We start from the raw sequence: 15,842 nt of genomic DNA on the forward strand, positions 1-15,842 counted from the left end.
TGGCTGCCCGCCCCCAATTTTCTCCAATCTCGATCAATTTCGATCCGGGGCTTGAACAGGGCGGAGCACGCTCCTAGTTAATAAACGGAGGCGCCTCCGATTTGTGGAGCGCCTTTATCATGTAATCACGGGATCGGGTATGTCACGTCTTTCGACCTCGCAAGCCGCGGCCCTCCCGGAGGTCGCATCAAGTCAAGCGGACCCCCGCTGCCCTGCCGGGCATCTCCCCGCAAGGGGAGGTTAGCCTCACCTAGCCATAAGCTGACCTTGCCGCTCGCCGGCCGGGCGCCAGATCATCCCCTCCCGCGTCAAGCAACTGGAGCCAGACGCCCCATGACAAGCAAAACCCGAACTCCAATCCAACTTCAAATCAACGGACATCGACATGAGCTCGAGGCCGAGCCGCGTGTTACCCTGCTCGACGCCTTGCGCGATCATCTCGGCCTGACCGGCACCAAGAAGGGCTGCGACCAGGGCCAGTGCGGCGCCTGCACGGTCCATATCGACGGCCAGCGCGTGCTGGCCTGCCTGACTCTTGCCGCGCAGGCCGAAGGACGTGCCATCACCACCATCGAAGGGCTTGCCGGGGAGGATGGCGCGCTACATGCGGTGCAGGCCGCCTTCCTCGAACAGGATGCCTTCCAGTGCGGCTATTGCACGCCGGGCCAGATCATGTCGGCGGTCGCCTGCATTCGCGAAGGCCATGCCGGCTCCGATGAGGAGATCCGCGAATACATGGCCGGCAATCTCTGCCGTTGCGGCGCATATCCGCATATCGTCGCCGCCGTGCGCCAGGCAGCCGTGGAGGCCACATCATGAGGGACTTTTCGTATCTCCGTGCCGGCTCGGTCGACGCAGCGCGTGAGGCAGCAGCACTGCCGGGCGCCATGCTGCTCGCCGGCGGCACGACGCTTGTCGATCTCGCCAAATGCGGCGTTGCCGAACCCGAGACCGTGGTCGACATCACCCATCTCACCGGACTGGACACGATCGTGATCGATGACCGGGGCGCCATGGTCGGGGCGCTGGCCAGGATGAGCACCGTGGCCGACCATGCCGGCATCAAGAGCGGGTTCCCTGCCGTCTCAGAGGCGCTGTGGCAGGCGGCATCGGCGCAGCTGCGCAACATGGCGACGATCGGCGGCAATTTGATGCAGCGTACACGCTGCCCCTATTTCCGCGATCCGTCGAATTTCCCCGCCTGCAACAAGCGCTCGCCCGGCAGCGGCTGCTCGGCGATCGGCGGCGTCACCCGCAGCCATGCCGTGCTCGGCACCAGCGAGGCCTGCATCGCCACCTATCCCGGCGACTTGGCGGTTGCACTCGTCGCTTTCGACGCAATCGTCCATCTCGGTGACCGCCAAATCGCCGTCGATAACTTTTTTCTGCTGCCGGGCAGCACGCCCGACAACGAACATGCGATCGAGCCGGGCGAGGTGATCACCGCGATCGGCATTCCCGCTTCGGCCGCCGCCCGCCGCTCGACCTATCTGAAAGTCCGCGACCGGCAATCCTATGAATTTGCCGCCGCAAGTGCCGCCGTCGGTGTCGAATTCGAGGCGGACGGCCGCACGATCCGCGACCTGCGCGTGGCGCTTGGCGGCGTCGCCACAAAACCGTGGCGGGCGCGTGCCGTGGAAGAGGCGCTGAAAGGCAAAGTGCTTGAGCCGGAGGTCGTCAGGCAAGCCAGCCTGCTCGCCGTCGAGGGCGCCGTCGACCATGGCGCCAACCACTACAAGATCCAACTGGCGCCGCGCGTCGTCGCCCGCGCCATCCTAAAAATGGGAGAAACGGCATGACCGTTCACGAGTTGAGAGCAAGACCCGGCGATACCAAACACGGCGACGCTTCGGACGGTGCCGTCCTCGCCGATCAGGTCGGCGGCCGGCTGTCGCGCGTCGACGGCCCGGCCAAGATCACCGGTGCCGCCAAATACGCCGTCGAGCAGCGGCTCGAGGGGCTTACCCATGCGGTGCTGGTCGAGAGCACCATTGCCGCCGGCCGGGTGCGTTCGATCGACACGGCCGCGGCCGAAGCGTCGCCCGGCGTGCTGCTGGTGCTGACGCCTGACAATATCCTGCCGCTGAGAACCGCAACGGACTGGCTGGGCACGCCGCCGCCGGATGTCGCCTATTGCCCGCTGGCGCGCGACATCACCTTCAGCGGCCAGCATGTCGCGGCGGTGGTGGCCGAGAGTTTCGAGCAGGCGGCAGCGGCCGCGGCGCTGGTCAAGATCGCCTATGACGAGGCGCCCGCGATCGTCGACCTCAGCGATCCGAAGGCCGGCGACGGCATCCCGGTCGACGCCATGACCAAGGAATGGGGCGAGGCGGAGACAGCGTTCGCCTCGGCTCCGGTCAGGATCTGCAACGCTTACAACACGCCGCGCGAATACCAGGCGCCGATGGAGCTGCATGGCCTGATCGCAAAGTGGCAGGGCGACCAGCTGACGGTCTGGGAGCCAAGTCAATGGGTCGACGGCATGGCGCGGACCTATGCCGAATGGTTTGGCGTGCCGTTCGAGAATGTGCGCCTTGTCTCGCCCTATATTGGCGGCGGCTTCGGCTCCAAAGCGTTTGCCTATGGCTACGGCGCTGTAGCGGCAGTCGCCGCGAAAATGCTGAGACGGCCGGTGAAGCTAGCGGTCACCAGGCCGCAGACCTTCACCGCCTATGGCGGACGGGCGGCGACGCGCCAGACGGTAGCGCTCGGCGCCGATCGCGACGGCAAAATCCAGTCGATCGTGCATCGCGGCGTCAACGAGACCTCTGTCGACGGCATGTGGGTCGAGCCGCTCGGCTCGGTCACCTCGGTCATGTACGCGACGCCGAATTTCTCGTCGCGGCAGAACGTCGTGCGGGTCAACACGGTGGTGCCGGGGCATTGCGCGCGCCGGGCGAGAACCCGAGCGCTTTCGGCATCGAAAGCGCCATCGACGAGCTCGCCTATGAGGTCGGTATCGATCCGCTGGAAATCCGGGTTAGGAACTATGCCGAGCAGGACCCGCATGCGAAGAAGCCGTGGTCGACACGGCAGCTGCGTGAGGCGTTCGCCGCCGGCGCCGAAGCCTTTGGCTGGTCGAAGCGCAGCCCCGAGCCGCGTTCGATGCGCGACGGCAACCAGCTGATCGGCTGGGGTGTCGCGGCAGGCACCTACCCGGTGCGGCGCGCCTATGGCGAAGCGGTCGTGCGCATTCTCGCCGGCGGTTCGGTCGAGGTCGAAAGCTCATCGATCGACATGGGGCAGGGCACCTACACGATCCTGGCGCAGACCGCCGCCGAGGTGGTGGGCGTGCCGGCGGAAAACGTCGTCGTCAAGCTTGGCGATTCCCGCTATGCCCGTGCCGGCGTCACCGGCGGTTCGCGGCTGGCTGGGGTGATGACCGGCGCCGTCCACAAGGCGGCGAGTGCCGCGCTCGACCAACTGATCGGGCTCGCCATCAGCGATCCGGCTTCGCCGTTCCATGCGCTGCAGGCCAACACGCTCGTCGTCGCCGATGGCCGCATCGCTTCACCGCGCGGCAACGGCCCTGAAGTTTCCGTCGCCGAACTGCTCAGGAGCGTCGGGCGCGAGCATATCGAGGCGAAGGGGCGACACCATGCCGGCCAATTCGACGGTCGAGGACCGCTACAAGAACTACACCACCATAGCCATGGCGCTGCCACACACCGAGGGCGACTATTCCCGCTACAGCTGGTGCGCGCATTTCATCGAGGTGCGCGTCGACGAGGATTTCGGCACGGTCAGGGTGTCGCGCGTGGTGTCGGCGCTGGATTCGGGCCGGCTCTACAACCCCAAGCTCGCCGAAAGCCAGTGGAAGGGCGGTATCATCATGGGCATCGGCCAGGCGCTGCTCGAGGAAGGCATCGTCGACCGCCGGCATGGGCGCATCGTCAACAACAATCTCGCCGACTATCTCATCGCCACGAATGCCGACATTCCCGATATCGAGGTGATCTCGGTCGGTATTCCCGATCCGCACTCCTCGGTGCTTGGCGGCAAGGGGGTCGGCGAACTGGGCATTGTTGGCGTGGCGCCGGCGATCGCCAACGCGGTGTTCCACGCCACCGGGAAAAGGGTGCGGGACCTGCCGATCACGCTGGAGAAGCTGATTTAAGAGCAGACGGCGAAGCTGCCAATCTCCCCCACGAGGGGGGAGATCGGCAGCTTCAGCGACGGCGCCTTCTCCAGGCTCACCACGACAGGCTGAACGCAAGCTTGCCGAAATGGCGGCCGCCAGCTGCCATATGGGCGTAGGCCTCGGTCGCCTGGTGCTGGCTGTAGACCGTGTCGATGACCGGATCGATATGGGCGGCGCCGATGGCGCGCGCCGCGTCGCGCAGGTCGGATACCGAACCGGTGTTGTTGCCCACCACCTTGAGTGCCTTGATGATGATAGGCAGCAGGTTCGTGGTGGCCTCGGCGCCGGTGACGAAGCCGATGGCGAACACCGTGCCGCCAGGCGCCGCGGCATTGATGGAGCGGGCGAAGGTGGCAGAGCCGCCGGTTTCGACGATCAGATCGGCGCCGAGGCCGTCGGTCAACTCGAGCACCTTGGCGTCCCAGTCCGGCGTCTCACGATAATTGATGAGGTGATCAGCACCCAAAGCCTTGGCGCGGGCCAGCTTTTCGTCCGACGACGAGGTGATGATGACCGTCGCGCCGGCTGCCTTGGCCAACTGCAGGGTCAGGATCGAGACACCGCCGGTACCGAGCAGGACGACGACCGACCCTGGCCCGGCATCGGCGACGCGAAGCGCATTCCACGCGGTGGTGCCGGCGATCGGCAGCGTCGCTGCCGCTTCGAAGGAAAGATGCGCCGGCATCGGCACGACGGCATTGGCCGGCAGCGCGACATACTCGGCGAGCGAGCCGGGCAGCGTCAGGCCGCGCATCTCTCTGGTCTCGTAAGGCCGAGGACGGCCGCCGATCCAGCGCGGTTTTGCGTGGGCGATGACGCGGTCGTTGATGGCGACCCTCGACACGCCCTCGCCGATGCCGACGATCTCGCCGGCGCCGTCGACGACGGGAATGAGCGGAAAGCTCGGACCTGGATAGTTGCCGCTCGCTATCGCGACATCGACAAAATTGAGGCTTGCGGCGCGCAGGCGGATCAGCACTTCGCCGCGCTGCGGTTCAGGCGTGGGAACGGTGGCCGCGCGAAACGCGTCCAGTCTGGGGGCAGTCAGTTCGATCGCTTTCATGTCTCACTCCGGTTGATGGCCGATTGACTGGCCGGGATTGAGTGAAACTAGCTGCTGCGCTATTGGTATATAATCCTTGGCTTCTACATTTGAGCTCTGCGCCTGATGCAGCAATCGTACGAACCGGCAGCATTGGCCGAAATGGCCGCCTTCGCGGCAATCGCCGAAGCACGCTCCTTCACCAAGGCGGCGGCTCGCATCGGCCGCGACGCGACGATCCTGTCGCGGCGCCTTGCCTCGCTGGAAGAGCGGTTGGGCGTGCGCCTGCTGCACCGGACGACGCGAAGCGTGTCGCTGACCGAGGCGGGTTCGGAATTTCTCGTCCGCGTCCGCGCCATTCTGGCCGCGGTCGACGAAGCCGAGGCTGCCGCGTCGGCGCATGCCGGCGGCGGGCCGCGCGGCGTGCTGCGGCTGGCGCTGCCCGGCTCGTTCGGGCGCATGTGGATCGCCCCGCTGCTGCCGCAGTTTCTCGCCGAATTTCCCGACGTTCGTATCGAGGCCGAGTTCTCCAACCGCTTCGCCGATCTCGTCGCCGAGAATTTCGATGTCGCCGTGCGTCTCGGCGCACTGGACGATTCGCGGCTGGTGGCGCGCAAGGTCGCGACACGGCGGCGGCTGCTGTGCGCCGCACCGTCCTACCTCGCCCGCCGGGGCACGCCGACCGAACCTGAAGCGCTGCTGGAACACAGCTGTCTCGGCTTCTCAGGCTTCCAGACCTTTCCGGCCTGGGAGATGACCGACAGTTCGGGCCGGCGCGTCAGTATCGAGGTTTCCGGCCCGCTGGTCACCGATGATGCCGAGGTGTTGGTCGAAGCCGCCGTGCAAGGCGTCGGGCTGATGATGAGCACGGATTGGCTGGTCGGACGCGAGCTCGCTGACGGCCGGCTGGTGCCAGTGTTGGAGGACTGGACGCTTGCCGATGAGGGCGCCGTCTATGTCGCCATGCCTTCGGCCAAGGGGCAAGCCGCCAAGACACGTGCCTTCGCCGACTGGATCGGCAAACGCTTTGCGCCGGTCCCGCCGTGGCGGAGGTGAGGGTGCTGATCTCCCTCCTCGAGGCGGGAGATTACGCGCTCAGCCGCCTCCGCCTCCACCCTGCTTGATGAAATGACCGAGCAGATCCATCGGCACCGGAAACACGACCGTCGACGAGCGCTCACCGGCGATGTCATGGAGAGCCTCGAAATAGCGCAGCTGCATGGCCTGCGGTGTCTCGGCCAGCATCTTGCCGGCCTCGACGAGTTTTGCCGCCGCCTGCTGTTCGCCGTCGGCATTGATCACTTTGGCACGCCGCAGCCGTTCGGCCTCGGCCTGCTTGGCGATGGCGCGGACCATATTCTCGTTGAGGTCGACATGCTTGATCTCGACATCGGAGACCTTGATGCCCCAGGCATCGGTTCGCTGATCGAGGATCTCCTGGATGTCGCTGTTAAGCTTGTCACGTTCGGCCAGCATTTCATCGAGCTCATGCTTGCCGAGCACCGAGCGCAACGTGGTCTGTGCCAGCTGGTTGGTGGCGGTCATGAAGTCTTCGACCTGGATCACCGCCCGCTCAGCGTCGACGATACGAAAATACAGCACCGCGTTCACCTTCACGGAGACGTTGTCGCGCGAGATCACGTCCTGCGGCGGCACGTCCTGGACCACCACTCGCAGGTCGACCTTCACCATCTGCTGCACGAAGGGGATGAGGATGATAAGGCCGGGGCCCTTGACCCCGGTGAAGCGGCCGAGTGTGAAGACCACGCCGCGCTCATATTCCCGCAGGATGCGAATGGCCGCGGATAGGAACATGACCACGACGAGTGCTGCTGCCAGATAGGCCACATAACCGATGATCATTGCCTTACTCCATCGCTTCTCGCATTGCGGCGCCGTATCGTCAGCACAAGATCCCTGACATCGGCCACCTCGACGCTGTCGCCCACTGCAAGCGGTTCGTCGGCTTTTGCCCGCCAGCGCTCGCCCCGGGCGAGCACGTGGCCCTCGCTGCCCTGCCAGTCGAGGACCTCCGCCGGCAGACCCTGCATGGCCTGTGCGCCAACACGCGGAACGTTCTTGCGGGCCGCCCACAGATAGCTGCCGGTCAACAGTGCCAGGCCGAGCGTCAGGACGGCGGCGGTGCCGATAACGGCCCACGACATCTCGAAGCCGGGCCCCTCGATCCTGAGCAACATGGCAGCACCCAGCAGAAACGCAGCCACGCCTCCCAGCCCAAGGACCACAGTCGGGTTCAAGGCTTCGACGACCAGGAAGATGATGCCAAGCAGCATCAAGGCCAGGCCGGCATAGCTGATCGGCAGGAGATTGAGCGCATAGAGCCCGAGCAGCAGGCAAATCGTGCCGATCACGCCGGGCGCGACCGCGCCCGGGCTCGTGAACTCGAAGACGAGGCCATAGACGCCGACCAGCATCAGGATGACGGCGATGTTGGGGTCTGTGATGACGGCGAGAAGCCGTATGAGCCAGCCTGGCTCGAGCGTTTCGACCGGCAGCCCTTTCGTCGCCAATGCCTCTTTTTTGCCGGCGACCTCGACGGTCCGGCCGTCGGCCAGTTGAAGCAGTTCGGTGGTGTCGCGGGCGACGAAGTCGATGACATGCTGCTGCAGCGCCGCGCCGGCCGACAGGCTGGCCGCCTCGCGCACGGCCTTTTCTCCCCATTCGGCATTGCGCCCGCGCAATTCAGCCAGGCTGCGGATCAGGGCAACGGCATCGTTCGTCGCCTTGGCGATCATCGCATCGCCCGCGGGGGCGTTCTTCTTGTCCTTGTCCCCCTCGGGGCCATCGTTCTTGCCACCGGGAAACGATGGCAGCGGCCCGCCCATCTCGATCGGCGTTGCCGCGCCCAGATTGGTGCCGGGCGCCATCGCCGCCAGATGGGTGGCGTAGAGAATATAGGTTCCGGCGCTCGCCGCATGCCCGCCGGCGGGCGCCACATAGCCAATGACTGGAACCGGCGAGGCGAGGATGCCGGCGATCATCTCGCGCATGCTGGTGACCAGCCCGCCGGGCGTGTCCATCTGCAGGATGAGAGCCTCGACGTTTCGGTCCGCGGCCACCCCCAGCGCTTCCTCGAGCTGCCTGGCACTCGCCGGACCGATGGCGCCGTCGATCTCGACGCGCAACGCAATTTTCTCCCGGCCATTCGCCTCTCCGGTTGCGGAAGAGGGACAAACGGCCGCAACAGCCACGAAAGCCGCGGCAAGCAAGACCGCACGCGCGAGTTTCACGCTCAAAGCTCCACACCTAGGATATGGGCTGGATTTTGCCGAAATCCATGACGCTTCGCGGCGGGTGACGCATCGCACGGTCCGGCTGGGCGTCGGCCTGCTCAGCGGCGGCTACGGCACCGAGAAGCTCCGCCAATCGGGCACGTTCCGCGGCTGTGCAGACCCGACGACACGTTGCACCATATAGACGAGGTCGGCGCCGCACCCGACGGCGGCGGGGCCGCCGCTAAGTCCAGTCGATTTCCCCGCGATCGGTCCTTGTCGTTATCGCTCCGGCCGGCAGCCGATCACAAAACGCGACGACGTTCAGGCAGTCATATCGCGCGCTGGGTACGATCAGACCGTCATAATCGAGGAAATGCGCGGCCTCGCCGATGTCTTGCGATCTCGGATATTCGGCGTGCTTTTCCTGATACGAAAGCTGGCCGTAGCGCGAGGTGTCGAGGCCAAGGGTCTGCAAGGCGGCCAGGTCGAGCAATCTGAGCGTCCTGTCCAAGGCAAGATCGATCTCGAAGAGATTGTATCTGACACGTGAAGGGACCACTGGCTGCCCCCGCGTCAGGTGGAATCTCATCTCGCTCAAGGCACCTTCGCGCTCTTGCGAGGCGTAGAGCACGTCGAATGTTCCATCGTCCCAACGGCCACCGGAGCTCGAGCACTGGATCGGGCTGCGGCCCTGGCGCACGACACGCCAAACCGTTCCGGAGTATTCGACAGGAACTATTGCCTCGACAGCGTCGATGAGCCGGCTATCGCGCCGTTTCCGCCCGGCGATCGCCAACTACAGAAAGACCTCGTTCTCAAGCCGATCGATGACTTTGAGCACGTCGAGAGCACGGTCGTCGTGAATGAGATCTATCGCCCTTTCACCGTTCAATTGCGGGTGGCGAGCGTAAAGCCAGGTGCGGATATCGCTTGGCTCGTAGAATTCCTGCAGTCGGCCGACGATATAGTGCAGATCCGATAGAATGAGCTCGCTGCGCGGCTGGGGCTTGATGTTGCCGGCCTTCCACCTCGAAACCGTGGCCTTGGACACATCGGTGATGTTTGCAATATCGGTTCCCTTGAGACCGCCAAACGTGCCCAATTCGTCCAGGAATCTGGGAACCGCCCGCAACGCCGTGGCCATATTTTCTCTCCGGCTTCCAAGCCAGCTTGGCCCATGCGTGTCAGCCTGACACTTTGACTGCATCGGCGCATTTCAGTTTCACAAATGGAAAATATGAAACAGAGATGCAAATGTCAATTGCCGCTTCGGTTCGAGGGGTCTCCAGTGCCTGGTCGCTCAGGCCCGAAGCAGCGCCAGCTCTTCGGCAGTCAGATGGCGTACCTTGCCCTTGGCAAGGTCGCCGAGTTGCAGAGATCCGATCGCGATCCGTACCAGGCGCAGCACCTCGATATCGTGGGCGGCGAGCAGCCGGCGGATATGGCGGTTGCGGCCCTCGTCGAGCACGATTTCCAGCCAGGCGGTGCTGGTGCCGCCGCGCAGCAACTCGATCGAACGGGTCGTCAGCAATTCGCCGTCGACTGTCGCGCCGGCGCGCAACCTCGCCAGCATGGCCTCGTCGGGCAGGGCGCCGATCTGCACGTGATAAGTCTTGGCGACATGTGAGGCGGGGTCGAGCAGGCGCTGCGCGAGGCGCGTGTCGTTGGTCATCAACAGCAGGCCTTCGCTGGCCTTGTCGAGGCGGCCGACGGGCGAGACGAAAGTCAGGTCGAGCCCGGCCAGGCAATCATAGACGGTGCCGCGGTCCTGCGGGTCGTCACGCGTGGTGACCAGCCCGCGCGGCTTGTTGAGCATCAGATAGACCTTGCGCTCGGCGGCGACACGGCGGCCGTCGACCTCGATGCGGTCGCGGCCGGGATCGACGCGCATCGAGCCGTTGCGCACGATCTTGCCGGCGACCCGCACGCGGCCCTCGGCAACCAGAAGCTCGGCCTGCTTGCGCGAGCACAGGCCAAGCTTCGACAGCGCGCGACAGAGGCTGACGCCGGGAGGTTGGGTCCCGGGGGCAGGGCGCTGCCGGGCAATGTTCGGTCGCGGCGACATGGCGTTGGTTCTCGTTACGCGTTTCCAGTATAACCGGCTGCCGGCTGTGTCCACGCAAGGACTGGAATGTCGCCTCGGATGCATGCGGCCCTGTTAGATGAGCCTTGCCAGCCTTGCGGCGTCGCGTATGGCCAGCACGGCATCCGGATTGGTCACGGGATAGGCAGCGATGAAGCGTTCGACCGAAAATTCGGGGACTTCGGCTTTCAAACGGGCGGCAAACCTGGCCGCTTCGCCGGCCTCACCCGTGGCCGCATGCGCGAGCGCCAGAAACATCAGCACGTCCGGCGACTCCGGCGAACTCCGGCGGAGCGCTGCAATAGCTTGCCGGTGTCTGCCGGCGGCGAACAGAATGCGGCCCTGCATGCCGAAATACCAGGGCGGGGCCAGTGGGTTAAGCCGCATGGCACGCTCGATGAGCGGAATTGCCTCGGCCGGATCGCCAACGACAAACGCCTTGCTGCCGGCAAGTAGCGGCAATATGCCGGCATGATTGAAGCCGTATTCGAGAGCGCGCCGGTGGGCGCTCTCCGCTCCTTCGAGATCGCCAAGGCATGCTCTGAGGTTGCCAAGGCACGCGTGGGCGCAACTGTCCGTCGGGTCGAGGCGCAGTGCGTTTTCGGCCGCCGTCCGCCAGTTCTCGATCGAGGTCAGCACGTCGTCGCCAAAGCCGTTGCAGGCCTCGATCGAATACGCATAGGCGAGTTCGGCCCAGCAGTTGGCGAAAGTGGGGTCAAGCTCCAGCGCTCGTAAAAACAGACGGATCGCCGCCGCATTGCCCGCGCGGCTGAACGTCGTGTGCTGTTCTACACCGAGCAGATAGCAATCATAGGCGCGCAGGCTGGCCGGCGGCTTGCGGCGAACCGCGTTGCGGCCGACGGTGGCGAGGGTTCCGTAACTGCCGGCGAACACATTGATGATGCTTTCGGTCAGGCTGTCCTGCAGCTCGAAAATGTCCTCGACAGGCCGGTCGTAGCGCTCCCTCCACAGGCTGACGCCGTTACGAGCATCGGCAAGCTCTATCGTCAAGCGAACCCTCTGGTCGTCGGCGCGCAACCGGCCCGAAACTATATAGGTGACGCCGAGCGTCTTCCCGTCCGCGGCAAAATCGGCCGGCTTGCTGCCCAGTGATTTCATCGTGTGAAAGGCTATGACAGGCAAGCCTGCGTAGCGCGCCAGGTCGATGGTGATGTCCGACGACAGGCCATCGGCAAAGCGACGCCATCGCTCTTCGGAATTGAGGCATTCAATCGGGAATATGGCAAGCGCTGGCGGGGCTTCGGACAAAGGCATAAGCGCTTCCTGCGACGCGCGCGGGATACCGCTAAAGTAGGTCGCAAGCCCGATCTTGGTCCGTACGCCAAGCTTTTCGTAGATGCTCGCAAGGTGAGTGCGAACTGTGGTCGGGGCAATGAAAAGCGCCTTGCCGATTTCACGGTAAGTCATACCGGACGCGAATTTTTCCGCAACCGCGCGCTCGCGAACCGACAAGGCATCGAGCGCCTGCGCTTTCGAAGCGTCGTTGAGCATCATGCCGGAACCCCGTCCCCAGCGGAAGAATACTACAAATGCAGGAGGTCGAATACTGCATCTGCCCGATGCCGCCGCTGACGCACAAACTGCAAGGTCGCCCGCAGCAACAGCTGTAGTCAGGGGAGGGCTTCCATGCGTACCGTTTCGGTCGTTATTGCATGCACGATTTTGAGTTCTTCTGCGGCCCCGTCGCCGTCGTTCGCAAGAGGATGCAGGCAGGTGCTGGAATCGGATGTGAAAATCACGAGCATGCGACTCTACGCCGACATCCTGGCCAATGCCGCCCGCAACGGCTGGAACTACACGCCTGAATCGATCGTCAGCGGCTCAAAGCGGCATTTCGAGGAGATGAAGCTCCAGTTGAACAACGCCGGCTATGAGATCGTGCCCGTCGGCGTCCGCCTGTATTGCAAACGGTCCGACAAGCTCGCCGCCCGCTAGCAACCAGCGATCCGCCCCTTTGCGGCGCAAGCTTTCGGCAATGTTGAGCAGAAGACCGCGCCGGATCGATCTTGATCCGCTCAGCGCCGTGCGCTTTCAACGCGCCCAGGAACCTTCCCGATGCTGCCGCCCGACACCGGGCGACACCTCAGGTAAACGCGCCGGGTACACACCCGGGCAGCAGACCATCCCAGTGCCCACCGGACGTCCTAACTCATGAGGGGGATTTTATGGGGCTCGAAGACGACCATGCGCCACTCCGCCTGGACCACGCGTTGTACCACTTGGACGGCACGCCAGCCGGCCGTTAGCCCTCCGCTCCGCGCCTGAGCATCTCGATGATGGTTGAATCCAAAATCACCACAGTTCGGTGCTCGTCGAGCGAGCTTTCAGCAGCCTGGTTCCGCAGCCTAAGTATGTTCAACTTGGGAAGCTGCCGACATCAATTCCTCGGGATTCGGCGCTCTGAAGGTGTTAAGGCCATCCTCCAGAACTTCAGTGAAGTTCCAGCGTACGATGCCCGCCCGGTCGATTAGGAACTGACCGACAAGCTGCGCCTGGCTGGAAGCCATCGCCTGCTGATCGACTTCCGTAATCTCATAACCTTCCTTCTTGTTAAGAAATTCATTCATTGCCATGACGTCCATAGGCTCGGGCAACTCGCCCGGGAGATGGAACGGTATCGCCATGACCGTTTCCATCCCGACCTCGCGCAAGCCGAAGGCACGGTGCGAGGCCCGCTCCGGGTCGGATGCAGCGAGAAGATCGGGTGCCGGGTGGTAACGGAAATAGAGCCGCGCCCGCTCGACTGGCGTATTGACCACCGCCAGGCATTCGACGCCTTTCTCACGCAGGGCCGGCTTAAGTTGCGCCATCGCCGCGACATGGCGCCGGCAGAACGGACAGTGCAGGCCTCGGAACAAACCGATCAACAACGGGCTACGGCCTCGAAAATCATCGAGCGCGATCTTGCCTTCGCGTGAGATCGCATTGAGCACAACATTCGGTGCCCGGTCGCCCGGCTGCAGCGGGCGGTCGATACTACTCGTGGACATGGACAACCTCCTCGCCCTGGGTCAGTCAGGGAAAGCAGCACACCCAGCGTTTCGGAGGCGATCAAGTTGCCGGGGGCGAAAGCTTCCTGTGCCAAGGCAATAGCTTTCGACCTCTGCCATATTGCCGAGGTCGAGATTTCGCGCGTTGCAAGCGCATCATAACACGAAAAATTCATCTGCGGGTCGCCCGTTTCGCGAGCCGTCTCGAGCGCCGCGGAACAGTGGGTCGTCTCATCCGTGGGGGCGACCCAGCGGCGAAGTCGATTTATCCTCCAGATGGGCGTCCCTGGTCGACTTGAGCCCTTACGCTTTTTAGAAGCGCAACAAATGGCGCGACTGCGCGCATTGCGTGGTCCACTTCATCGGGCGCGGCGCAAGTCGGTAACCTTCCGAACTGAATCCTGGGAGGCGGCTCCACGTTAGACGTTGCAATTTCGCAGGCCCGCATCGGGCGCTGCGGCTGTGGAGGGCGGCATAGGAGAAGCACCATGCGCAGTTGGAACACGGGCCACATCGTCGGTCAGAAGCCTCCGCCCAAGGCACGAGAGGTCTGGAGCATCCGAACGCGACTGCAGTATCAGGTGCGGAACGCGATCTTGCGCTGTTCGATCTTGCCATCGACAGCAAGCTGCGGGGTTGCGACCTGGTCACGATCACCGTCGGAGACGTCGCCCTTTCCGGCAGCGTGCGTGATCAGGCGGGGATCGTGCAGAAGACAGGGAGCGGCGCTTTCACAAAGCGTCGCTCCGTGAGCCGATTACAGACAACCAGACGGGTATCCTGGACATCCGCTCTTGCCCACATAACCAACAGATCATTCGGCAGGCACAGTCGTTCGGTCTGGTGCGCCTTCGCGGTATTCGCTCCAGGCCTGCCGCAGGATTCGCACCGATGAGGTTAGAAAGATACCGGCCATAAGTGCGGCGACGGCCAGATCCGGCCATGCGCTTGACGTACTCCAGACGCCGAGAGCTGCGGCGATCACCACCATGTTGCCGATCGCGTCGTTGCGCGAGCACAGCCAAACCGATCGGACATTCGCGTCACCATCCTTGTAGGGCATCAGAAAACCAACGGAAGCAAGATTGGCGGCAAGGGCCAGAAAGCCGAAGATGCCCATGACTTCCGCGCTGGGTACGCCGAGGATCAGCGTCTGATAGACGGTCGAGCCGAAAACCCAAAGCGCCATCAGGCTGAGCGACAGACCCTTGAGCAGCGCAGCCGTTGCGCGCGTCCTCAAGCTCGCGCCGATGACCGCGAGGCTCAGCCCATAGGTGAGGGTGTCGGCGAGGAAATCCAGCGCGTCGGCCTTCAGCGCCTGAGAATCGGCAAGTGAGCCCGCAGTCATTTCGGTCAGGAACATGGCCGCATTAATAGCGATGACCGTCCGCAGCACACGCTTGTAGCGCGGGTTCATGCCGTCAAAGACCGGCACGCCGCCCGAACAGCATGAGGCTTCCGCTGCACGATCATGCGAATGACCGTGCAGCTTAGCCGGCAGAACCAGCGGCGGTCCCGCACAGCTTTTGGTTTTATGATCGCAGCAAGCTTCAGACATGGGTGACTCCTCAATGAAGACACTGTAGGATCTCTAGTGGCTAGAGGTTCAAGAGGCTTTTTATGGATTTGTCGATCGGTGAATTGTCTCGTCGCGCGGAGGTGAAAATACCGACGATCCGCTACTACGAGCAAATTGGCCTGTTGCCCGAAACGGGTCGAACCGAAGGAAAGCAGCGACGCTATGGAAGGAGGGCAGTAGCGCGGCTTGCCTTCATCCGGCACGCGCGAGAACTCGGCTTCGAGGTTGATGCGATCCGTACGCTGCTTTCGCTGCAGGATGATCCGGATCAATCATGCGCCCGCGCCGACGAGATCGCGAAGGCGCGGCTGGTCGAGGTGGAGAAGCGCATCGCCAGTCTCACCGCTCTGCGCAGGGAATTGCGGAAGATGGTCGAGGAATGCGCCTGCGGGCGGGTCGGCGAGTGTCGCGTGATCGAAACGCTCGCCGACCGAACGCATGCGCATGGGAAGTTGGCGGCAAGTTGATCGGAGAGGTGAGGGCAGCGTTCGCGGGCGGGCGGCAACCGGCGCACCTTCACAGAATGTCAACCCCGAATCGAAGCATTCAGTGTCAGCTAGAAGCGATAACGCACTCCGACTTGCGCGAGCACAGGCCAAGTTAGACAGCGCGCGGCAGGCTGACACCGGGAGGCTGGGTCCGGGGGGCAGGGCGTTGCCGGGCAATGTTCGGTCGTGGCGACATGGCGTTGCCTGTGGATTCTTGTATACGAGCATCCCACTATAGCCGGCCGCCGGCTATGTCCACGGA

At 63.9% G+C, this 15,842-nt stretch carries 14 protein-coding genes and 2 pseudogenes; 7 read left to right on the top strand and 9 right to left on the bottom strand.

Annotation, left to right across the window (positions count from 1 at the left end):
* Positions 1-333 precede the first annotated feature (333 nt).
* The 3 genes and pseudogenes from NKI79_RS00130 (at position 334) to NKI79_RS00140 (ending at position 4,117) form a co-directional block, all read left to right on the top strand.
* Positions 334-819 carry a (2Fe-2S)-binding protein gene (locus NKI79_RS00130; RefSeq protein WP_352507171.1) on the top strand — a complete coding sequence of 162 codons (486 nt, stop codon included), beginning with the start codon at positions 334-336 and terminating at the stop codon, positions 817-819.
* Positions 816-1,799: an FAD binding domain-containing protein gene (locus tag NKI79_RS00135; RefSeq protein ID WP_352799243.1), complete on the top strand. Its 984-nt coding sequence runs from the start codon at positions 816-818 to the stop codon at positions 1,797-1,799. The genes NKI79_RS00130 and NKI79_RS00135 overlap by 4 nt, the downstream gene beginning before the upstream one ends.
* Positions 1,796-4,117: pseudogene (locus NKI79_RS00140) on the top strand (xanthine dehydrogenase family protein molybdopterin-binding subunit). The gene NKI79_RS00135 and the pseudogene NKI79_RS00140 overlap by 4 nt, the downstream one beginning before the upstream one ends.
* A 76-nt stretch (positions 4,118-4,193) precedes the next feature.
* Here the strand turns inward: NKI79_RS00140 and NKI79_RS00145 are convergent.
* Positions 4,194-5,204, bottom strand: a complete 1,011-nt coding sequence (locus tag NKI79_RS00145) for a zinc-dependent alcohol dehydrogenase family protein (RefSeq protein WP_352799245.1) — start codon at positions 5,202-5,204, stop codon at positions 4,194-4,196.
* Positions 5,205-5,309: 105 nt separating this feature from the next.
* Here NKI79_RS00145 and NKI79_RS00150 point away from each other — a divergent pair, with 105 nt between their 5' ends.
* Positions 5,310-6,239, top strand: coding sequence for a LysR family transcriptional regulator (locus NKI79_RS00150; RefSeq protein WP_352799246.1), 930 nt, complete (start codon positions 5,310-5,312; stop codon positions 6,237-6,239).
* A 39-nt stretch (positions 6,240-6,278) separates the two neighbouring features.
* Here the strand turns inward: NKI79_RS00150 and NKI79_RS00155 are convergent, their stop codons facing one another.
* Positions 6,279-7,046, bottom strand: coding sequence for a slipin family protein (locus tag NKI79_RS00155; RefSeq protein WP_352705623.1), 768 nt, complete (start codon positions 7,044-7,046; stop codon positions 6,279-6,281).
* Positions 7,043-8,434, bottom strand: a complete 1,392-nt coding sequence (locus NKI79_RS00160; protein ID WP_352799247.1) for an NfeD family protein — start codon at positions 8,432-8,434, stop codon at positions 7,043-7,045. Before NKI79_RS00160 ends, NKI79_RS00155 begins: the two co-directional genes overlap by 4 nt.
* Before the next feature lie 85 nt (positions 8,435-8,519).
* Here NKI79_RS00160 and NKI79_RS00165 point away from each other — a divergent pair.
* Positions 8,520-8,632: pseudogene (locus NKI79_RS00165) on the top strand (HAD family hydrolase); the annotation flags it as partial.
* Between the two features lie 28 nt (positions 8,633-8,660).
* Here NKI79_RS00165 and NKI79_RS00170 read toward each other — a convergent pair.
* The 4 genes from NKI79_RS00170 to NKI79_RS00185 form a co-directional block, all read right to left on the bottom strand.
* Positions 8,661-9,215, bottom strand: coding sequence for an RES family NAD+ phosphorylase (locus tag NKI79_RS00170; protein WP_352799248.1), 555 nt, complete (start codon positions 9,213-9,215; stop codon positions 8,661-8,663).
* Positions 9,216-9,563: a hypothetical protein gene (locus tag NKI79_RS00175; RefSeq protein WP_352799249.1), complete on the bottom strand. Its 348-nt coding sequence runs from the start codon at positions 9,561-9,563 to the stop codon at positions 9,216-9,218.
* A 156-nt stretch (positions 9,564-9,719) separates the two neighbouring features.
* A complete protein-coding gene (locus NKI79_RS00180; RefSeq protein ID WP_352799250.1) occupies positions 9,720-10,484 on the bottom strand; it encodes a pseudouridine synthase in 765 nt (254 codons plus the stop codon).
* Between the two features lie 93 nt (positions 10,485-10,577).
* Positions 10,578-12,017 (bottom strand): LuxR C-terminal-related transcriptional regulator, encoded by a 1,440-nt coding sequence (locus NKI79_RS00185; protein ID WP_352799251.1) that lies wholly within the window; start codon positions 12,015-12,017, stop codon positions 10,578-10,580.
* A gap of 132 nt (positions 12,018-12,149) precedes the next feature.
* Here NKI79_RS00185 and NKI79_RS00190 point away from each other — a divergent pair, with 132 nt between their 5' ends.
* A complete protein-coding gene (locus NKI79_RS00190; RefSeq protein WP_352799252.1) occupies positions 12,150-12,458 on the top strand; it encodes a hypothetical protein in 309 nt (102 codons plus the stop codon).
* Between the two features lie 410 nt (positions 12,459-12,868).
* Here NKI79_RS00190 and NKI79_RS00195 read toward each other — a convergent pair whose 3' ends face one another.
* Positions 12,869-13,513, bottom strand: coding sequence for a peroxiredoxin-like family protein (locus tag NKI79_RS00195; protein WP_352799710.1), 645 nt, complete (start codon positions 13,511-13,513; stop codon positions 12,869-12,871).
* 814 nt (positions 13,514-14,327) lie between these two features.
* On the bottom strand, positions 14,328-15,071 hold the full coding sequence (locus tag NKI79_RS00205) for a cation efflux transmembrane domain-containing protein (RefSeq protein ID WP_352799254.1): 744 nt from the start codon (positions 15,069-15,071) through the stop codon (positions 14,328-14,330).
* A gap of 62 nt (positions 15,072-15,133) precedes the next feature.
* On the opposite strand from NKI79_RS00205, the gene NKI79_RS00210 reads away from it, so the two are divergent.
* Positions 15,134-15,559, top strand: a complete 426-nt coding sequence (locus NKI79_RS00210) for a MerR family transcriptional regulator (RefSeq protein ID WP_352799256.1) — start codon at positions 15,134-15,136, stop codon at positions 15,557-15,559.
* Positions 15,560-15,842 lie beyond the last annotated feature (283 nt).

The organism is Mesorhizobium sp. M0340, assembly GCF_040321535.1.
GTDB lineage: Bacteria > Pseudomonadota > Alphaproteobacteria > Rhizobiales > Rhizobiaceae > Mesorhizobium.